The 16,764-nt window shown below is 68.8% G+C and carries 20 protein-coding genes; 10 read left to right on the forward strand and 10 right to left on the reverse strand.

Annotation, left to right across the window (positions count from 1 at the left end; translation table 11 throughout):
• Positions 1-348: 348 nt before the first annotated feature.
• From ACFPZ3_RS33440 to ACFPZ3_RS33460, 5 genes are all read right to left on the reverse strand, one after another.
• Positions 349-762, reverse strand: coding sequence for a Rossmann-fold NAD(P)-binding domain-containing protein (locus ACFPZ3_RS33440; protein WP_379518295.1), 414 nt, complete (start codon positions 760-762; stop codon positions 349-351).
• Complete coding sequence (locus tag ACFPZ3_RS33445; RefSeq protein ID WP_379518296.1) at positions 755-934, reverse strand: DMT family transporter; 180 nt, start codon at positions 932-934, stop codon at positions 755-757. The genes ACFPZ3_RS33440 and ACFPZ3_RS33445 overlap by 8 nt, the downstream gene beginning before the upstream one ends.
• Positions 935-947: 13 nt before the next feature.
• Positions 948-1,112, reverse strand: a complete 165-nt coding sequence (locus ACFPZ3_RS33450) for a hypothetical protein (protein WP_379518297.1) — start codon at positions 1,110-1,112, stop codon at positions 948-950.
• Positions 1,113-1,476: 364 nt separating this feature from the next.
• Entirely contained in the window at positions 1,477-2,361 is an 885-nt protein-coding gene (locus ACFPZ3_RS33455; protein ID WP_379518298.1) for a hypothetical protein, read from the reverse strand.
• Positions 2,362-2,650: 289 nt separating this feature from the next.
• On the reverse strand, positions 2,651-3,178 hold the full coding sequence (locus tag ACFPZ3_RS33460; protein WP_379518299.1) for a carboxymuconolactone decarboxylase family protein: 528 nt from the start codon (positions 3,176-3,178) through the stop codon (positions 2,651-2,653).
• A 61-nt stretch (positions 3,179-3,239) separates the two neighbouring features.
• Between ACFPZ3_RS33460 and ACFPZ3_RS33465 the strand changes: the two genes are divergently transcribed.
• Entirely contained in the window at positions 3,240-3,911 is a 672-nt protein-coding gene (locus ACFPZ3_RS33465; RefSeq protein ID WP_379518300.1) for a GNAT family N-acetyltransferase, read from the forward strand.
• A 70-nt stretch (positions 3,912-3,981) separates the two neighbouring features.
• Here the strand turns inward: ACFPZ3_RS33465 and ACFPZ3_RS33470 are convergent, their stop codons facing one another.
• Positions 3,982-4,272, reverse strand: a complete 291-nt coding sequence (locus ACFPZ3_RS33470; RefSeq protein WP_379518301.1) for a hypothetical protein — start codon at positions 4,270-4,272, stop codon at positions 3,982-3,984.
• A 9-nt stretch (positions 4,273-4,281) separates the two neighbouring features.
• On the opposite strand from ACFPZ3_RS33470, the gene ACFPZ3_RS33475 reads away from it, so the two are divergent.
• Entirely contained in the window at positions 4,282-4,509 is a 228-nt protein-coding gene (locus tag ACFPZ3_RS33475) for a hypothetical protein (protein WP_379518302.1), read from the forward strand.
• On the opposite strand, the gene ACFPZ3_RS33480 is transcribed toward ACFPZ3_RS33475, so the two are convergent.
• The 4 genes from ACFPZ3_RS33480 to ACFPZ3_RS33495 all read right to left on the reverse strand — a co-directional run bounded on the left by ACFPZ3_RS33480 (position 4,491) and on the right by ACFPZ3_RS33495 (position 7,217).
• Complete coding sequence (locus tag ACFPZ3_RS33480) at positions 4,491-4,799, reverse strand: hypothetical protein (protein WP_379518303.1); 309 nt, start codon at positions 4,797-4,799, stop codon at positions 4,491-4,493. The two genes, ACFPZ3_RS33475 and ACFPZ3_RS33480, sit on opposite strands and share 19 nt — an antisense overlap.
• An 84-nt stretch (positions 4,800-4,883) precedes the next feature.
• Complete coding sequence (locus tag ACFPZ3_RS33485; protein WP_379518304.1) at positions 4,884-5,645, reverse strand: aminotransferase class I/II-fold pyridoxal phosphate-dependent enzyme; 762 nt, start codon at positions 5,643-5,645, stop codon at positions 4,884-4,886.
• A gap of 140 nt (positions 5,646-5,785) precedes the next feature.
• Positions 5,786-6,049, reverse strand: a complete 264-nt coding sequence (locus tag ACFPZ3_RS33490) for a beta C-S lyase family protein (protein ID WP_379518305.1) — start codon at positions 6,047-6,049, stop codon at positions 5,786-5,788.
• Positions 6,050-6,314: 265 nt separating this feature from the next.
• The gene (locus tag ACFPZ3_RS33495; RefSeq protein WP_379518306.1) at positions 6,315-7,217 is read right to left on the reverse strand and encodes a C40 family peptidase; all 903 of its coding nucleotides are present in this window, start codon (positions 7,215-7,217) and stop codon (positions 6,315-6,317) included.
• A gap of 924 nt (positions 7,218-8,141) precedes the next feature.
• Between ACFPZ3_RS33495 and ACFPZ3_RS33500 the strand changes: the two genes are divergently transcribed.
• The 8 genes from ACFPZ3_RS33500 (at position 8,142) to ACFPZ3_RS33535 (ending at position 16,715) form a co-directional block, all read left to right on the forward strand.
• Positions 8,142-9,761, forward strand: a complete 1,620-nt coding sequence (locus ACFPZ3_RS33500; protein WP_379518307.1) for an ABC transporter substrate-binding protein — start codon at positions 8,142-8,144, stop codon at positions 9,759-9,761.
• Positions 9,758-10,732, forward strand: coding sequence for an ABC transporter permease (locus tag ACFPZ3_RS33505; protein WP_379518308.1), 975 nt, complete (start codon positions 9,758-9,760; stop codon positions 10,730-10,732). Before ACFPZ3_RS33500 ends, ACFPZ3_RS33505 begins: the two co-directional genes overlap by 4 nt.
• The gene (locus tag ACFPZ3_RS33510) at positions 10,729-11,580 is read left to right on the forward strand and encodes an ABC transporter permease (protein ID WP_379518309.1); all 852 of its coding nucleotides are present in this window, start codon (positions 10,729-10,731) and stop codon (positions 11,578-11,580) included. The genes ACFPZ3_RS33505 and ACFPZ3_RS33510 overlap by 4 nt, the downstream gene beginning before the upstream one ends.
• Complete coding sequence (locus ACFPZ3_RS33515) at positions 11,577-13,268, forward strand: oligopeptide/dipeptide ABC transporter ATP-binding protein (protein WP_379518310.1); 1,692 nt, start codon at positions 11,577-11,579, stop codon at positions 13,266-13,268. The genes ACFPZ3_RS33510 and ACFPZ3_RS33515 overlap by 4 nt, the downstream gene beginning before the upstream one ends.
• 18 nt (positions 13,269-13,286) lie before the next feature.
• On the forward strand, positions 13,287-14,042 hold the full coding sequence (locus tag ACFPZ3_RS33520) for a (2Fe-2S)-binding protein (protein ID WP_379518311.1): 756 nt from the start codon (positions 13,287-13,289) through the stop codon (positions 14,040-14,042).
• A 740-nt stretch (positions 14,043-14,782) separates the two neighbouring features.
• Positions 14,783-15,079, forward strand: coding sequence for a 2Fe-2S iron-sulfur cluster-binding protein (locus tag ACFPZ3_RS33525; protein WP_379518312.1), 297 nt, complete (start codon positions 14,783-14,785; stop codon positions 15,077-15,079).
• On the forward strand, positions 15,076-15,393 hold the full coding sequence (locus tag ACFPZ3_RS33530; RefSeq protein WP_379518313.1) for an FAD binding domain-containing protein: 318 nt from the start codon (positions 15,076-15,078) through the stop codon (positions 15,391-15,393). The genes ACFPZ3_RS33525 and ACFPZ3_RS33530 overlap by 4 nt, the downstream gene beginning before the upstream one ends.
• Positions 15,394-15,536: 143 nt before the next feature.
• Positions 15,537-16,715, forward strand: a complete 1,179-nt coding sequence (locus tag ACFPZ3_RS33535) for an NAD(P)/FAD-dependent oxidoreductase (RefSeq protein ID WP_379518314.1) — start codon at positions 15,537-15,539, stop codon at positions 16,713-16,715.
• Positions 16,716-16,764: the final 49 nt, after the last annotated feature.

Below are 16,764 nucleotides of genomic sequence, written 5' to 3' on the forward strand. Positions count from 1 at the left end.
GCCCTGGTCGCGCAGGTGATAGCGAGCGCCTCGTAAGCGCGGCAGTGTTCCAGGTCGAGGTCTTCGACGTTGAGCGCGAGGATCTCAGCCGCTCTGGCCGCCGTTTCGTGGAGCATTCGCTCCAGCGCCCGCTCGCCGGGAGAGCCGCCTGTCGTCGGTGACGCTGTTGCGCCGGCTGGGCAATGGCGCGTACGACGAGTCGTGCGTTGCTGTCGGAGGTGGCCTGCGGTGTGGTGAGTGTGGCGGAGGTGTTCGAGCGCGGCGGGCAGGATCTGGTCGGCAGGGCACGGGTGGTTCAGGTCTTGCGGGCGATTCCCGGATATGCGTCGGCCCGAGCCGGGCCGGCCGCTAGGAGTCCTGGGTGAGATCGGCGCGGTGGTCGCTGGCCCACTGGGCGAGGGTGCGGCCGGGCTTGCCGAGGACGCGTTCGACGTCGGGCAGGACCGTGGGCGGCTCCTCGGCGTACTCGGCCTGGTAGCCCAGCAGGTATTCGGCGATGTCGTAGGGCATCCCGGCGGTGATGTAGGAGGCGCGTGCCTGGCCGTAGGTGAGCGCTTCGAAGCGCAGGCTTCTGCCCAATCCCTCGCCGATGGCGGCGGCCTGCTCGCGGTGGCTGAGCGCCTGCGGGCCGCTCAGCGAGTAGGCCCTCCCGGCGTGCCCGTCCTGGACGAGGGCGGCGATGTCGGCCTCATGGATGGGTACGCCGAGCGCGTCGGGGAAGGCGCTGCGCACCACGCCTTCGGTGCGGATGGACTCACCCACATGTCCAGCTTGTTGATGGCGAACTCGCCCGGCCGGACATGGGTCCATCGCGGGCCATCAGGACCAGGCAGAGCAGCGTGGGCAGCGGCCGGGTGAAGTTCTGCGTCGGCTTGATGCTCTGGGACCAGGCCACCTCGACCAGTCCGGCCAGGGCCAGGATCAGCCAGTTCACCGAGCCGCCTCCATCAAGGCCGCCAGCGACTTTTCGTGCTGCTCACGAAGTGGGAGAGCGAGGGGTCGAGGCGGGCGTTGACCGGTTCGGCGTGAATGAAGGTGACGTCCTCGAGCCTGAAGTGGCCCTTGAAGACCGGGTGTACACCGCCGTACCCCTGGGGCAAGACCCACGTCATCGGGGGGTGATGCGCTCGCGCCGGCCATGCAGGAACGTCCCAAGCTCGCTGCGGCGCTGTGCCCGGATGCTCTTGGACGACACCCTCCTATCCTGGCCCGGCGCCGATCCTGGTGCCAGGTAGTCCTGCTACCAGGATGGGCACGCACTGCCACGACGCTCCGAACCCGCGCATGCTCGGAGTCCATGACCACCTCCACCTCACCGTCTTCGATCAGGCCGGCCAGGAGCGGCGGGCTGCTCGCTGTGCTCCTCCTCGGCCAGTTCATGGCAATCTTGGACGCCACCATCGTGACCATCGCGGCTCCGGCCATCCGCGCCGACCTGAACACCTCGGGTGCCGCGGTGCGCGACGCCTCCGCCGGTCAGGCCTCGATGGCCAACAGCGAGCGCACGTCCCGCGCTGCTGGGCGGTCCCACTGCCCCAGTGGTACCGCTTGCAACACCATTCGCCCGGTTTCCCTGACGAAGACGTGGCGAAGGGCTGCAGGCAGCGAGTCGAGCGCCTCGGCCGCGCAACGCAGCCCTCTGTCGACCTCTCCCCGAGCGACGAACCCCATGGCCTCGTGGAGGCGGGTGTTGGTCCGGTAGGGACTGTTTTCGCTGGTGGACCAATAGCTGGTGGACTGCATCAAATCTGAGCGTCCGGCCTCGGCAAGGTGTTCCTTTCCCGCAGCCGAATAGACCCAGCTCTGAGTGAAGTAGACGTCGGCATCAGTCCAGAACCCCCGGTCGTCGCGCCCCGGATCTTCCTCCGCACGGTTACTCAGCTCACATACCGCGCGGATGGCGTCGTCGTGCCGACCAAGCATAGACAGGGCCTTGGCGCTCAGGAGCTTGAGCGATGGGGCGGGAATAGTTTCGGCGCGTTCGACCAGATACAGCACGGTCGCTGGGGAGCGCTGCCCGTACAAGCCGCAGCTCGCCTCTTCGGCTCGGATGAGCACGTTCAGCGCGGCGTCGCGTGAGGCGTCGGCCGCGTGACGGGCCGTGTGCCACCAGCGGATCGCGGCCCCGTGGTCGCCGAGCCGGGTGGTGGCGTTGGCCTGGATGCACGCCAGAGTCGCCACGGTCCGGCAGAGAGCAGGCAGATCCCCATCGGGGGCATGGTGGATCTGCTGGCGTAGCGCGTAGAGGTCGACCGCGAGATCGCTGACGACTTGTGCGGTTGAACGGGTGCGCAGGGCGTGAAGGTGATCGGCGCACGCGAGCTGCCAGTCCTCCGTGCTGCGTTCGACGTTGAGCGCCAAGTCGAGTAGCTGCCGGACTGGCTCCCCGTCGAGACCGAGCCCCACTCCGGCACTAGCGGCCAGCTGCAGTAGCCGTCGGCGTTCCGTGGCGTCCTCCCCGAACGCGTCGTATCCAGCGCTAGCCGGGAGCCGTGACTTGCCGGACCTGTTGACAGAGCGAAACGACCCGGCGACCAGTCGTGCCACCGGCGTGTCGTCCCCCTGACTCAACACCTGGCCTCCACGGCAAGCACCTCTCTCAGGGCTCTGGCGCGTCCACCTCCAGGGCCAAGCTGCCGCTTGATGGCGGCTATGCGGTGTGTTCCTCCGGCTGCAAGCCCACCAGAAGATTGAAAGCGCCAGTCAGAATGTTCAGGGCAACCACGCCGACGATCTCGGCGATGATCCGGTCGCTCCACCCGTGCGCCCGCAGCTCGGCGACGTCGGCATCGGTGAGTGAGGACGGCTCGGCCAGCACGCGGACGGCCACGGCGATCAGCGCCGCCTCCCTGGCGTCGGTGGACGTGCCCTGCCGCGCCAGCGCGATGTCGGCCTCGCTGAGCCCGGCCGCGCGCCCCGCCTCGACGTGCGCCTGCATGCAGGTGCCACAGCCGATCCACTCCTGTACGGCGAGGGAGACCTTCTCGCTTAGATCCCGTGGCAGCTTGACCCGTTTCATGGCGCGGGACAGGTTCAGGTAGCCCTCCAGCAGCGCCGGGGAGTGCGCCATGGTGGCGACCATCTCTCCCACGCTGCCTCTCCTGTCCAGGATGTCCTGCAGCAGCTCCTTCGACTTGCCGGGCGCAGTCGCGGGCTCAAGCGGGGGGAAACGTCTCATGTGTCCTCCTCAATGCCGATCGATGTACCATACCCCCCTACCGTACATGAAGGGAATGACGATGGAGCGCTTGCTGGTTCAGCACCTGTCCCACTGGCTGGGCGGCTGGCCCGCGACTACCAAGTTGGACGTGATCGGCTCGCGAGAACGGGAGCGGCCCGGTTGGGACGGCAAGCTGCACCCCGCCCTCGGCGTATCGAGCCCTGAGGGCGGGGTGTTGTCGGTCCCACCACAAGCCGCCGCGAGCGTGGCCGAGCAGTACGCGAAGGACAGGGATCTCGACTTCGTGGGACCGATGGTCCCTAGCATGGTGGGCTTCCCCGAACGCGGCTGGTTCACCGCCGTCTACCGCTGGACCACCCGCCCGGAAGTCTTGCCCGACGCCGGCGCCTGGGTGTCTGCCGACGCGCCCGGCGTGCCGGACTGGTTGCTGCCCTTCGGCGGGGAGGCCCTGGTGGCCACGGACCCCGAGACGGGCGAGCATCTAGCAGGGGTGGGCATCAAGCGGCACGACGCCTACGGGCACGAGCTGGCCGTCGTGACCGCTCCCCCGGCACGCGGGCGCGGCCTGGCGCGCAGGCTCGTCGCACAGGCGGCCAGGCGAGTGCTGGACGAAGGCGCCCTGCCCACCTACATGCACGATCCCGCGAACCTGGCCTCAGACGCCGTGGCGAAGGCCGCCAGCTTCCGTGACCTGGGGTGGCTCGCTTACGGCACGACCGAGGCTCGCTGACTTCTGTCAATGCGCGGCGGCCGGGCTCTCGCCGATGCCCTCCGGTCTTCCTCGGCCTGGCCGGCCTCCATCAGTGTCCGTGCCAGTGCCCGACGAAGGCCGCCGCGGGCCGGCCCGGCGGGACCAGGCCGAGCGACACGACCGCCGCAACGCCGGCGGCCACCGCGCACAGCGTCAGCCCGGAGACGAACCCGCCGACGCCGGCCGTGCCGCCGGGCGCCAGGCTCGCCGCGGCCACGGTCGAGACCACCGCCATGCCTATCGAGCCGCCGAGTTCGTGGAAGGTGTTGATGGACGTCGTGCGCAGCGCCGCCACCACCGACCCGACCTCGCCGAGGTCTGGGCCACGAACGTCCGGCAACTCCTCACCGTGCAACGCGTCTTCTCCGAAGCGCTGGCCCGCAAGACGTCCCTGCGCGACGGGCTCACCAGCGAGCTCGGGGCCGACGTCGCGCTGACGATCCTGTTCTCCGAGACGTACAACCTGCTGCTCCACAGCCGCGGCTGGAGCCGGGCGCGCTGGCGCGGCTGGGCGTTCGACGCCCTCGTCGGCCTGCTCACCACCCTGCCCCGCCCCGTTCAGACGCTTGAAGAATGACCATCCGTCCGGGTGGCGGAGGCGAGGAACAGCGGCAGCGCGAGGAACAGCCGATCCTGTTCTGCTCGTCGCACCTGCTCGCCCGTCCAGGCGTCAAGCTGCTCCCGGGTGATCATCCCGGCCGCGTGCACGGTCTGCGCGATGCCGGTCAGCATGCCGAGCATCGTCGTGCCGGTGAAGACTCCGACGTGCACCTCCACCTCCACCTCGCCGAATCCGGCGTCCAGCAGCAGGTTGCGGTAGCCGCAGGCAGCGCGCGGGCTGGCCGTCAGGTCGGCGCGGGCCTGCACGATGGTCCGGGTGAGGCCAGGCTGGTCGGAGTCGATGACGAAGGTGTCCCAGTGTCGCCGAGGCGGCCACTCCCCATGTCGCCTTCATCGGCCCGTGGTGGCCGTGCTCCTCGGATTGATGCTGGGAGTGACTACTATGCGGATCGGTAGTGGAAGCGTGAGAGCTGTCGTCGTGCATCTCATGCTCACCGTGGTGTGTCGCCGGTCTCGTCTCTGGCCCGCGGTGGTCATGCGATGGACGGCCTCGGCGAGCCGGTCCGGTGCGGTGGCGAAGTTGAGACGGACGAACCCGTGCCCGGGCGGCCCGAACCTCGTACCGGAGGACAGTCCGACTCTGCCGTGACGGAGAAACACCTCAGCGGGGTCGTCGTCCCAGCCGAGCGCGCGGCAGTCGAGCCAGGCCACGTATCCCGCCTGGGGCGGGTGGTAGCCGATGCCGGGCAGGTGCTCGGCGAGCAGGGCGGTCAGGAGGCGGCGGTTGGCGTCCAGGCCGGTGAGCAGCTGCCGGAGCCAGGGGCCGCCGTCGGTGAAGGCGGCCTCGGAGGCGAGCACGCCAGGCCGGCCCCCTCGCTGACCTCCTCGTGGATCTGCGCCACGTCGGTACGGGCGGCGGGCGGCCTTGAGCCCGGCGATGTTCCACGCCTTGGAGGCCGAGACGAGGGCGACGGAGCCGGCCGCGGCCTCGTGCCCCAGGGACGGGAACGGGACGTGCCGCACGCCGGGATAGGTGAGGGGCGCGAGGATCTCGTCCGTGACGACCCGCACGCCGTAGCGTCCGGCCAGCTCCGCGACCTGCGTCAGCTCCTCGCGGTGAGGACCAGGCCGGTGGGATTGTGCGGGTTGCACAGCAGGTACGCCCGCGCGCCGGCGGCGAAGTCGTGCTCCAGCTGGTCCAGGTCGAGCCGGTGCCCGTCGGGCCCGTGGGCGAGCGGGCTGGGGACGATCCGGCGGCCGATGCGTTCGATCCAGTAGAAGAAGGGCGGGTATCAAGGGGGGTTGACGACGACGCCGTCGCCGGGCGCGGTGATGATCTGGAGGATCTCCACGATGCCGGACATGACGTCTGGGACCAGGCGGGCGGCGGCGGGGTCGGGGTGCCAGCCGTAGTGTCGTGCGGCGAAGCCGGCGAAGGCCTCGGGGAGCCGGCCGGCGGGCGCGTATCCGGTGTCGCCGCGGCTGATGGCGGCGGTCAGGGCCGCGGCGATGGGTTCGGCGAGCGGGGTGTCCATTTCCGCGATGCGCAGGGGCAAGACGTCGCCAAGGTGGCCTTCCTTTCTGAGTGGCGGATCGGTCGGGCTTAAGGACATCGAGCACACGACCCTGGAGTGGCTCAGGGCGCCCAGCGAGTGGAAGCCCGACCGGTCCACGCGTGAGATGCACGAGCGTGTCCAGAAGCTACTCCCCGACCTTGATCGTCGAACTCCATCATCATGACGGTAAGAGTTCCGGCCGGTGCGGGCTCAGCTCGAGCGCTTGGTCCGATAGTCCAGGCGGCATCGGTATACCGCTCGCCAGTCATACGGAGACCACTCTGACGACTCCCGCGAGATTTCGCGTGTGCACGGACACGATCTTGACGACGTCGCCCGTCCGGGGAGCCTGGATCATCTTCCCATCTCCCCAGTAGATCGCCGCATGCGAGATGTAACTGGGATTCGTAGGGTCCAGCCGCCAGAAGATGAGGTCGCCTGGCTGCATCTCGGAGAAGGGCACCTGCGGGCCACTGGCGAACTGCTGGTGCGTCACCCGGGGCAGGCGGATCCCGGCTCGGCCGAAGGCCCATTGGATCAGCCCGGAGCAGTCGAAGGCGTTCGGCCCCTCGGCACCCCAGACATAGGGAGCGCCGAGCTTGCTCGCAGCCGCTGTCAAGACCGTACGGATCCGGTCGCTGGACGGAGAATCCACAGGCTTGCCTGGTTGGAGAGGTTTGAACACGGGTTTGAGCACGACGACCTGGATCTCCCCCGGCAACCTACGCGACAGCGCGTCCTTGAGCTTGGCGGAATCCGCACGCGGGGCGTTCACCAGAAGCGCGTTCTTCTCGGGGAGACCGAGGCGCCGAGCCGTATTCTTCGACACGACGGCGTCGATGACGCCCAGCCCCATGGTGGCCACGGCCCCGACTCGCAGCCTCTGACTGCCGGCACTCACCGAACTACCTAGAACCAGGCCGCCGTCCGTTCCCAAACCGAAGGAGACCGCGGCATCACCGGCAGCGATGCTCTGCCACAACGGATCCGACCGCGCCGTGGGGCCGGGTGTGTAGGAGCGGAACGACGACGGATCAACGCCCACCGTGGACACGTACCGGCCGTCGATAGGCAGGCGGGCCGCATCCACGGGCTCCACCGCGGACACGCCCGCCTGTTTCCGGACTCTCGCCACCACCCTCTCGGGCAGCGTGCGGTCGCCGAGCACGAGGAGGTGCGCCTCAAGGCGCCGTTTCAGCGGCGCGACCGGTTCAGCCGCCGGCGTCGTGGCAGGATGACGCCTGCCCATGGCGGAGGGGCGCTCGACCGGCCTGGTGACCTCGGAGAGAGGCTCCATCGTGGAGAGGACCACCACACCCGTGGCCAGGACGACGACTATCGCCGCGGACAGCAGGAAGATTGCCGAAAATCTACTACGAGTCATCGTCCTGCTGAGAGATCTGGACGATCGTGCGTACAGCCGAGATGGTGCGCCTCCGTAACTGCTGGACCAGCCTGCTCTACTACGGAATATAGTGTTGAAGTAGGGCGCTCGTGAAGGCGGCGGCGTCCGCGGAGCCAGCGGGGTGAGGGGCAGGAAGGCGGGCCAGGAGCGGCAGATCCCGCTTCAGCAGGCCCAGGCGGCTGCCAGGCGCATGAGCACGACTGTTGCGGCGCCCATGGCTGCCTGCCTGCCTACGTGGCGAGCAAGAGCATGACCGCACTCGGAGGGATGCGGACGCCGAGTCGATCAACCTGGCCCTGATCGGCACGGCACGCCAGCTCCTACTCACGCGAGGCCCGCACGCGACCGATCTGCGCGATCGCATGCGCAGGGTAGCCACGCATTGATGTCTGGCATCGCCCCGCAGGAGTGACAGACCGTCACCGCTACGACTGCTGCTAGTAGCTTAGGTTTCCCTGCAGTTACGGACACCCTGCCGTGCCACCCACCGCCCATCGGCCCTACGCTCACCGACCTACATACAGGCAGGTAGAAGCCCATCTGCTACCCTCGGCCGGCACGTGAAGGGGAATTTCGGAGTTTACATATTGAGCTCTTGTATCTACGGAATACCTCTATAGAGTCGCATGAAACACCGCCCGCCTGCCGCGGCGGTGGTCCCGACCTCTTATACCCCCGGGAGGTTCCGTGATCCGGCAATCGAGGACGTTCATCGCAACGGCGGCCACGCTCTGCTTAGCTCTGGCCGCATGCGGCACGGATGTCGAACCTCCCCAGAGCGGGAAGACAGCGACAGCCGCGAAGAGCATCACCATCGCCATCTCCTCCGATGAGGGCACGCTGACCCCGTTCACCAACCAGACGGGCTATCCGGGGAACAACCTGGTCAAGCTGATCTTCGACACGCTGGTCATCGTCCAGGGTGACGGGGTCACGCCCCTACTCGCCAAGCAGATCCAGACCACTGACAACAAGGTCTTCACCCTGCCGCTCAGATCAGGCATCACCTGGCACGACGGCAAGCCGCTGACCGCTGAGGACGTGGTGTTCAGCGTCGAGTTCTACAAGAAGAACATGGAGGGCGACTCCTCGATCGACGTCCGGCCCGTGGACAGCGTGACCGCTGAGGGCGACACGGTGACCCTCACCCTCAAGGCCCCCGACCCCGAGTTCCCCCGCCGCATCCTGGCGGACATGGCGATCCTGCCCCAGCATCTGTGGTCGTCGGTGGAGAAGGTCAGCGAGGCAGGTGCCGACAAGGCGATCGGCACCGGCCCCTACAAGCTCACGCGATACGACAACGCCCGCGGCTACACCTTCACCGCCAACACCTCCTACGCCATGGGCAAGCCGAAGGTCGACACCGTCAAGGTCGTGGTCATCCCGGAGGAGTCCACGCAGTTCGCCGCGCTGCGCACGGGCGAGGTCCACCTGTCGACCCGCATCGTGCCGCCGCAACAGCTCCAGGCACTGGAACGGCAGCCGAACATCGGCGTCGTCAAGGGTACCGAGTTCGCCTCCACGCTCCTGGCCTTCAACACGACCAGGACCCCGTTCGACAAGCCCGAGGTCCGGCGGGCTCTCGCCAAGGCGATCGACGTGGCGGACCTGGTGAAGACCGCCCTGCTCGGCCAGGGCACCCCAGGTAATCCCGGCTTCATCCACGCCGACTCCCCCATCAAGCCCGACCAGCTTCCCCCGCTCTACGACGTCGAGGCCGCCAAGCGAGAGCTCGACGCCCTGGGTGCCAAGCCGGGTGCCGACGGGATCAGGGTGCTCGACGGGAAGCCGATGTCGTACGAGCTGCTGGTCCAGAGCACCTCCACCGACCGGCTGCGCAGCGCCGAACTGATCCGCGACATGCTCAAGGCCGTGGGCGTGGCCGTGAAGGTCACCTCACTGGACTCCGACTCGCTGGACGCGAAGGTCTGGCCCGACTACGACGTACGCAAGGGCCGCAACTACGACATGTCGATGTGGGGCTGGTCGGCTCCCGTCATGCTGAGCAGCGGCACGATCGCACAGCTCGTCGCCTCCGACCCGGACGACGGCTCGCTGAACATCATCGGTCTCAAGAACGAACAGATCGACACCACCGTGAAGACCCTCACCTCGGCCCCCACCATGGAGGCCAGGACGACGGCGGCCAAGCAGCTGCAGACCCAGATCGCCGAGCAGATGCCGTTCCTGACGCTCTACTACCGCAACGGCGCCTACGCCTTCCGCAAGGACGCCTACAACGGCTGGACCTGGCAGAACGGCTCCGCGGTGCTCAGCAAGTTCTCCCTCGTCGAGTTCAAGCCGTGACGACCTGGCGATACGCGGCGGGCCGGCTGGCCGAGTACAGCGCCGTGCTGGCGGTGGCGCTCACGCTCAACTTCGCGCTGCCCCGAGCGCTGCCCGGCGGCCCGCTGAAACTATTCGGCAGCCCAGAGGCGCTGGCCCGGCTCACCGCGGACGAGCGCGCGCAGATAGCCACCCAGTACGGCTTCGGGCGGCCGTTGCCCGAGCAGTTCCTCGACTACCTCGGCGGCGTGTTCACACTCGACCTCGGTACGTCCCTGTCCGACGGCCGGCCGGTCACTCAGGCCCTCGGCGAAGCGCTGCCGTGGACGTTGCTGCTCGTCGGCACCAGCATCGTGTGCACCGCGGTGGTGGGAGTGACCTTCGGGGTGCTGGGCGCGCTGCGCCGGCGTAAGGGCAAGGGCTCGGGGCTGCTCGGCACGGCCATCGTGCTCGACTCCTTCCCGCAGTTCTGGCTGGGCATGCTGCTCATCGTCCTGTTCGGGGTGCAACTCCAGTGGCTGCCGACGTTCGGCGTGTCCGGCGTCGAGGGCGTGACGATCTCCGGCGTCCTGACGCACCTCATCCTGCCGGTGGGCACCATGACGCTGACCGGGATGGGCTACCTGTTCCTCTACACCCGCTCGTCGCTGCTGACCGTGCTGACCAGCGAGCCGATCCAGCACGCGCACGCCCGGGGCGTCCCGTACGGGCAGTTGGTCCGGCGGCACGCACTGCGGCCCGCACTGCTGCCCGTGCACACCATCCTCATGATGGAGATCGGCTTCCTCGCCGCGGGCTCGATCGTCGTGGAGACCGTCTTCGCCTATCCCGGCCTCGGCCGCCTCACCTTCGACGCGATCACGGCCCGCGACTATCCGCTGATGCAGGGCGCGTTCCTCGTGCTGACGCTGATGGTGGTGCTGATGAACGCGCTGGCCGACGCCACGTACCCGCTGCTCGACCCACGCGCCAGAACCGGAGGCGGCCGATGATGTTCCTGCGTGCGCCCAGCCGCAACCTCCTCGGCCCCCAGGGACTGATCGGTCTGGGGATCCTCGCCGTGGTCATCGGGATCGCCGTGTACGGCACCGTGCTGCCCGACGGCGCCGGCCGCGCCCGAGTCGCGGAGCCCTACGCCCCTCCCGGGGAAGGACTCCCCCTCGGTTCTGACGACCTCGGCAGGAGTCTGCTCGACCAGCTCATCATCGGCGCCGGAACCTCGCTGAGCCTCGCCTTCATCGTGGCGGCGGCCACCACCGTCCTCGCCGCGCTGGTCGGCGGGGCGGCCGGGATCGGGCCACGCTGGCTGTCGGCCACGCTGATGCGCGGAACCGACGTCATGCTGGTGCTGCCCGAGCTGATCCTCTACATCCTGGCAGCGGCCTTCCTCGGCCAGTCCTTCGGCACGAGGGTGGCGATCCTGGCGCTCATCCTCTGGCCCGTCCCGGCCAGGGTGCTGCGCGCCGCCGTCCTGACCGCGTGGTCACAGGGCCATCTGGAGGTGGCCCGCGCGATGGGGGCGCCACGCTGGTGGCTGCTGCTGCGGCACGGCTCCTACCTGATCGGCCCGCTGCTCATCCCGGTGTTCGTCCGTACGGCGATGCGCGCCGTCATCTACGACGCGACCCTTTCCTTCCTCGGCCTGGGCGACCCCACCGCCCCCAGCTGGGGCACCACGCTGTTCTGGGTCCAGACCAACGGCGTGTTCCTCTCCGACGCATGGGTGTGGTGGGCGCTGCCGCCCGGCGCTGCCATCACGCTCACCGTGCTCGCCCTCGCCCTCATCGGCATCGCCGTCGAGGAACGGCTCAACCCCGCGCTCAGGGAGGCCACCCGATGATGCTGTCACTGCGCGACATGACGGTGAGCTATGGCGGGTTGGCGGCGGTGGACAGGATCGACCTGGACGTCGCGGAAGGCGAGGTCGTGGCGCTCGTGGGCGAGAGCGGCTGCGGCAAGTCCTCGCTCGCCCGTGCCTTGCTCGGCCTGCTCCCCCGCACCGCGACCGTGACCGGCTCCGCGCGGCTCGGCGACGACGAGCTGGCCGGCCGCACCGACTGGAAGAACATCCGCGGGCGCCAGATCGCCATCGTGCCGCAGGGCGCGATGACGGGCCTCAGCCCCGTACACCGGATCGGCGGGCAGCTCACCGAGATGCTCACCCTGCACGGCGGCCACGCGGACCCCGCCGAACTGCTCGAACGTGTCGGACTCCATGCGGCCACGCTGCGCTGCTACCCCCACGAGCTTTCCGGAGGGCAACGTCAACGAATAGCGATCGCCCTGGCCCTGGCAGGCGAGCCGCGGCTGCTGATCGCCGACGAACCGACCACCGGGCTGGATGTGATCACTCAACGGCAGGTTCTGGCCCTGCTCACCGAGCTCGGCACCACGATGCTCGTCGTCTCTCACGACCTTGCCGGGCTGATGCCGTACGCCGACCGGGTCGCCGTCATGTACGCAGGTCGGCTGGCCGAGGTCCGTCCAGCACGTACGCTCGCCACCGAGCACGCCCATCCTTATACGGCGGGTCTGCTCAACGCCACCCCGGTAGCTGATCGGCAGGTTTCGTGGGGCAGCATTCCCGGCTCTGCGCCTGCACTCGACCTGCTGCCGAGCGGATGCCGCTTCGCCCCGCGCTGTCCTGTGTCCACCAGCCTGTGCGCCGACGAAGATCCACTTCTGCGCTGGCACGGCGCAGCGCAGGTGGCCTGTCACCATCACGAAAAGCCGACATTCCCGGTGGTGCCACGGGGCGTCCACACACCGGGAGGACCAGTCGTCCATGTGGCCGCTGTCCATCACCACTACCGGACACGTTCCAGGACCGTGGAGGCGCTGCGTGGCGTGGATCTGGACATCCACGGCGGCGAGATCGTCGGGCTCGTGGGCGAGAGCGGTTCGGGAAAAAGCACCTTGGCCAGGATCATCCTCGGGCTGATCCGCCCGTCGAGCGGCCGGGTGGAAATCGCAGGTGAGGAGCTGACCACGCGGCGCGGCCGGGCGCTCCGCCGCCTCCAACAGCGGATCGGGTTCGTCCACCAGGACCCCTACGACGCGCTTCACCCCGGAATGCGCGTCGCGAACCTGGTCGCCGAGCCCCTGGTCACGACCGGTACACCGCGGGACAACCGGGTCCGCGACGCTATCAGCGCCGCCGGGCTGCCCACGACGGAGGAGTTCCTGCAACGTTTCCCCGGGCAGTTGTCGGGTGGGCAGCGGCAGCGTGTGTCCATCGCCCGCGCCCTCGCGGCTGATCCCCTCCTCCTGGTCGCCGACGAGGCCACCTCGATGCTGGACGTCTCCACCCGCGCCGGGATCGCCACCACCCTGCGCACGCTGGCCGTCGATCGGGCCCTGGCCGTCCTGTTCGTCACCCACGATCTCGGCGAGGCCGTGCAGTCATGCGACCGAATCGTGGTGCTGCGCAACGGCACCGTGGTCGAGCACGGGCTCTCCGCGGACCTCGCCAGCGCTCCCTCGCATTCCTATACGGCACAGTTGCTCGAAGCAGCTCGGACCACATGAAACAAGGACGGAATTAGAGTGACAGACGTCTTCGCACGCCTGGAATCCTTCGGCGACCGCTTCCGGCTCGAGCGCGGGCTGACGCCGGATGAGGGCTGGATCGGCTGTGACCGGCTGCTGGATCCGTGGTCCGACGAGCTCGGCCGGGTGCTCGACGCCGAGCGGCGAGCGAGCGGTCAGGTCTCCGACCACGCGACCGCGTTGACCGTGATGGCGGTCTACGCGGGCACCGTGACCGCGTCGGCTGTCCTCGCCTGGGCCGTCGACGGCGTGGCGATCGACATGCGTCCCCGCAACGTCGCCATCCGGCTTTCCCCGCATCACGGTTTCGAGGCCGTCGGGCTACGTGAGCCCTCCGTCACCGAGGCGCCGGTGGAGACCCTGGTCTCGTGGGTACTGGCCGAGCATCTGCTGCCGCTGGCGCGGGCCATGCGCGTGCGTACGCGGGCCGGCCTGCGGCAGCTCTACGGCGGTGTGGCCCACGGCTGTGCGGCGGCCTTCTGCATCGCCAGCCGCCGCGGCGGCGACGTCGATCAGCTCGAACGTGCCTACGAAACCTTCCTGGCCACCGCCACGGGCGACCTGGATCGCCTCGGCACGGTCATCCGGCTCAAGGAGGGCACCCGAGAAGGGCTCTTCTACCTGCGCAACACCTGCTGTCTCTACTACACCTCGGCCGAGAAGGTGAAGTGCTCCAGCTGCTGCCTGGACAGCGTCGAAGATCGGGTGAAGAACTACCGGCGAGTGCTGGCCGAGGGCGTCGTCCCGCACTGACAGACAACAGGTCCAAGAAGGGCATTGACCGGCTGCGGGCGCGGCTGCGCGCGGCGTTCGCCGGTGAGGGCAGCGCCGCCGAGCGCCTTGACCGCGCCCTGGACGCGTACCTCGATTTCGTTACCGAGACCGGACCGGGATTCCTGCACTTCAGGAACGCCGGGAACATCGAGACCACCGTCGGCCCGCTGTCCACGTGGGCCTTCGAACAGCACGCCGGCGACCTACGCCCTCTCCTGGAAACGGCCATGGCCGAAGGGGCGATCCGCGAGGAGGCACCCGACCTCGGTGTCGGACTTCACCACGTGCGAGCCGAACCTCGCCTTCTCCATAGGGGACCGGATCAAGTGCACGCCCAGTACAACGAGCCCATCGCTTATGACAGCGCCATGGGGATCATGGTGGCCTTCGTCCGCTGGTGGTAGTCGAGCATCCACGGCTGGGCGCTCGGGGACGGCGCCCAGCCGCCCTCTATACGCCCATGGGGCATCGTGACCGATAATTCGTACACACATGTACGAAATCGTCGGAGGCGTTGATGAACGGCCACATACCATCCACCTGAATGTGAACGGCAGGCTCACCACCTGTCCCTGGACCCCCGCACCAGCCTGCTCGACTACCTGCGCCTGACCGGCACGAAGAAGAGCTGTGACCAGGGCGCCTGCGGTGCGTGCACGGTCCTGCTCGACGGCGAGCGGGTCAACTCCTGCCTGACGCCGGCCGTGCAGTGCGACGGCATGACCATCGTCACCATCGAGGCCATGGCCGGCCACGAGCTGGGCGCCCGGGTGCAGCAGGCGTTCGGCGCGCACGACGGGTTCCAGTGCGGCTACTGCACCTCCAGGCAGATCCGCTCGATCATCGGCATGCTCGCCGAGCACCGCGACGGCCGGCCGAGCGCCGCGACCGAGGACCTGGTCCGGCCCGCGCCGCTCACCGGCGCCGAGATCAGGGAGCGCATGGCGGGCAACCTGTGCCGGTGCGGCGCCTACAACGGCATCGTGGCCGCCATCCGGGAGGTGACCGGGGCATGAGGGAGTTCGCCTATGTCAGAGCCGCGTCCGTGTCCGAGGCGATCGGGCTCGCGGGCCCGGTGAGGCACCTCGCCGGAGGCACGAACCTGTTCGATCTGATGCGGGAGGAGGTGGAGCGGCCCGAGCGAGTCGTCGACATCTCCCGCCTGCCGTTGTCGGCCATCGAGGACCTGCCGGACGGCGGGCTGCGCCTGGGGGCACTGGCTCGCAACGCGCACGTCGCCGCCGACGACCGGGTCCGCCGGCGCTACCCGGTGCTCGCGCGAGCCCTGCTGAACGGCGCTTCCCCGCAACTGCCGCACTGCTCATCATGACTCCCCTCGTTCAATACCCCTCACAGGTATAAGGCAGTTGGACGATATGCCACGGATGGCCGCCTTGTAACCCTAACCCCCTACGGGTATATGAGATGTACCTCATGTCGAAAGATATACCCTATAGGGGTATTGTCTGTCGCATGAGAAAGCTCAACTCCATCGCCATCGCCGGGGCTTCGCTGGCAGGTCTCCGTGCGTTCCAGGCCCTGCGGCGTGAAGGATTCGACGGCGCGATCACCCTGGTGGGGGCCGAGAAGCACCTGCCCTACAACCGTCCCCCGCTGTCCAAGAGCATGCTGAGGGGCGACGACGAGGTCACGCTTCCCGGTGCCGAGGAGCTTGGCGACCGATGGCTCAAGGGCCGCCATGCCGTACGGCTGGACACCTCAGAGCGGCGACTGATCCTGGACGACGGTTCGGAGGTGCACTACGACGGCCTGATCATCGCCACCGGCGCACGCCCGCGACGGCTGCCCGACGCCCCCGAGGGCGTGTACACCCTGCGCACCGTCGAGGATTCCCTGGCGCTGCGCGCGGAGCTGGCCGCGGAACCCGGCAACGTCGTCGTCATCGGCGGCGGCTTCATCGGGGGCGAGGTCGCCTCGACCGCTCGCGCCCTCGGGCTCGGCGTCACGCTCGTGGACGCGTCCCCGTACCCGATGCAGAACGTCCTGGGCACCGAGACCGCACGCTGGCTGGCCGGCCATCACCAGGACAACGGCGTCGAACTCGTCAGCGAGACCCGCGTGACCGGGTTCGACGGCAACGGCAGGGTGACGGCGGTGCGCTTGAGCGACGGCCGCACGCTGCCCGCCGACCTGGTCATCGCCGGCATGGGCGTGGTGCCGAACACCGACTGGCTGGAGGGCAGCAGGCTGACGGTGAGCGACGGGGTGGTGTGCGACAAGCGCCTGTTCGCCGTGGGCGCGCAGGACGTGGTCGCCGCCGGCGACGTCGCGCGTTGGCCGCACAACCTGTACGGGGGCACACCGGTCCGCATCGAGCACTGGTCGAACGCCAACGACCAGGGCGCCGCCGCGGCGCTCAACCTGCTGGCCGGCCCTGAGAACGCCAAGCCCTTCGCCGACCTGCCCTCCTTCGCCACCCACGTGCACGGCGCGCGCATCCAGACCGCCGGCCTGCCGCATCTTGCGGACGAGAGCCGGGTCGTGACGGGAGACCTGGGCGAGGGACGTTTCGCCGTCGCCTTCGCCAAGGACGGCGCGCTCGTCGGCGCGGTCGCGGTGAACGCCCCCAAGGACCTGATCCGTATCAAGCGCGCCATCGCGGCCGGCGATCGCCTGAGTTCCCTGGCGTGACCAGCAGGCACTCCTGGCCACGTATCTACGATCACCGGTAGCATTTGGG

Source organism: Nonomuraea insulae (assembly GCF_042656245.1).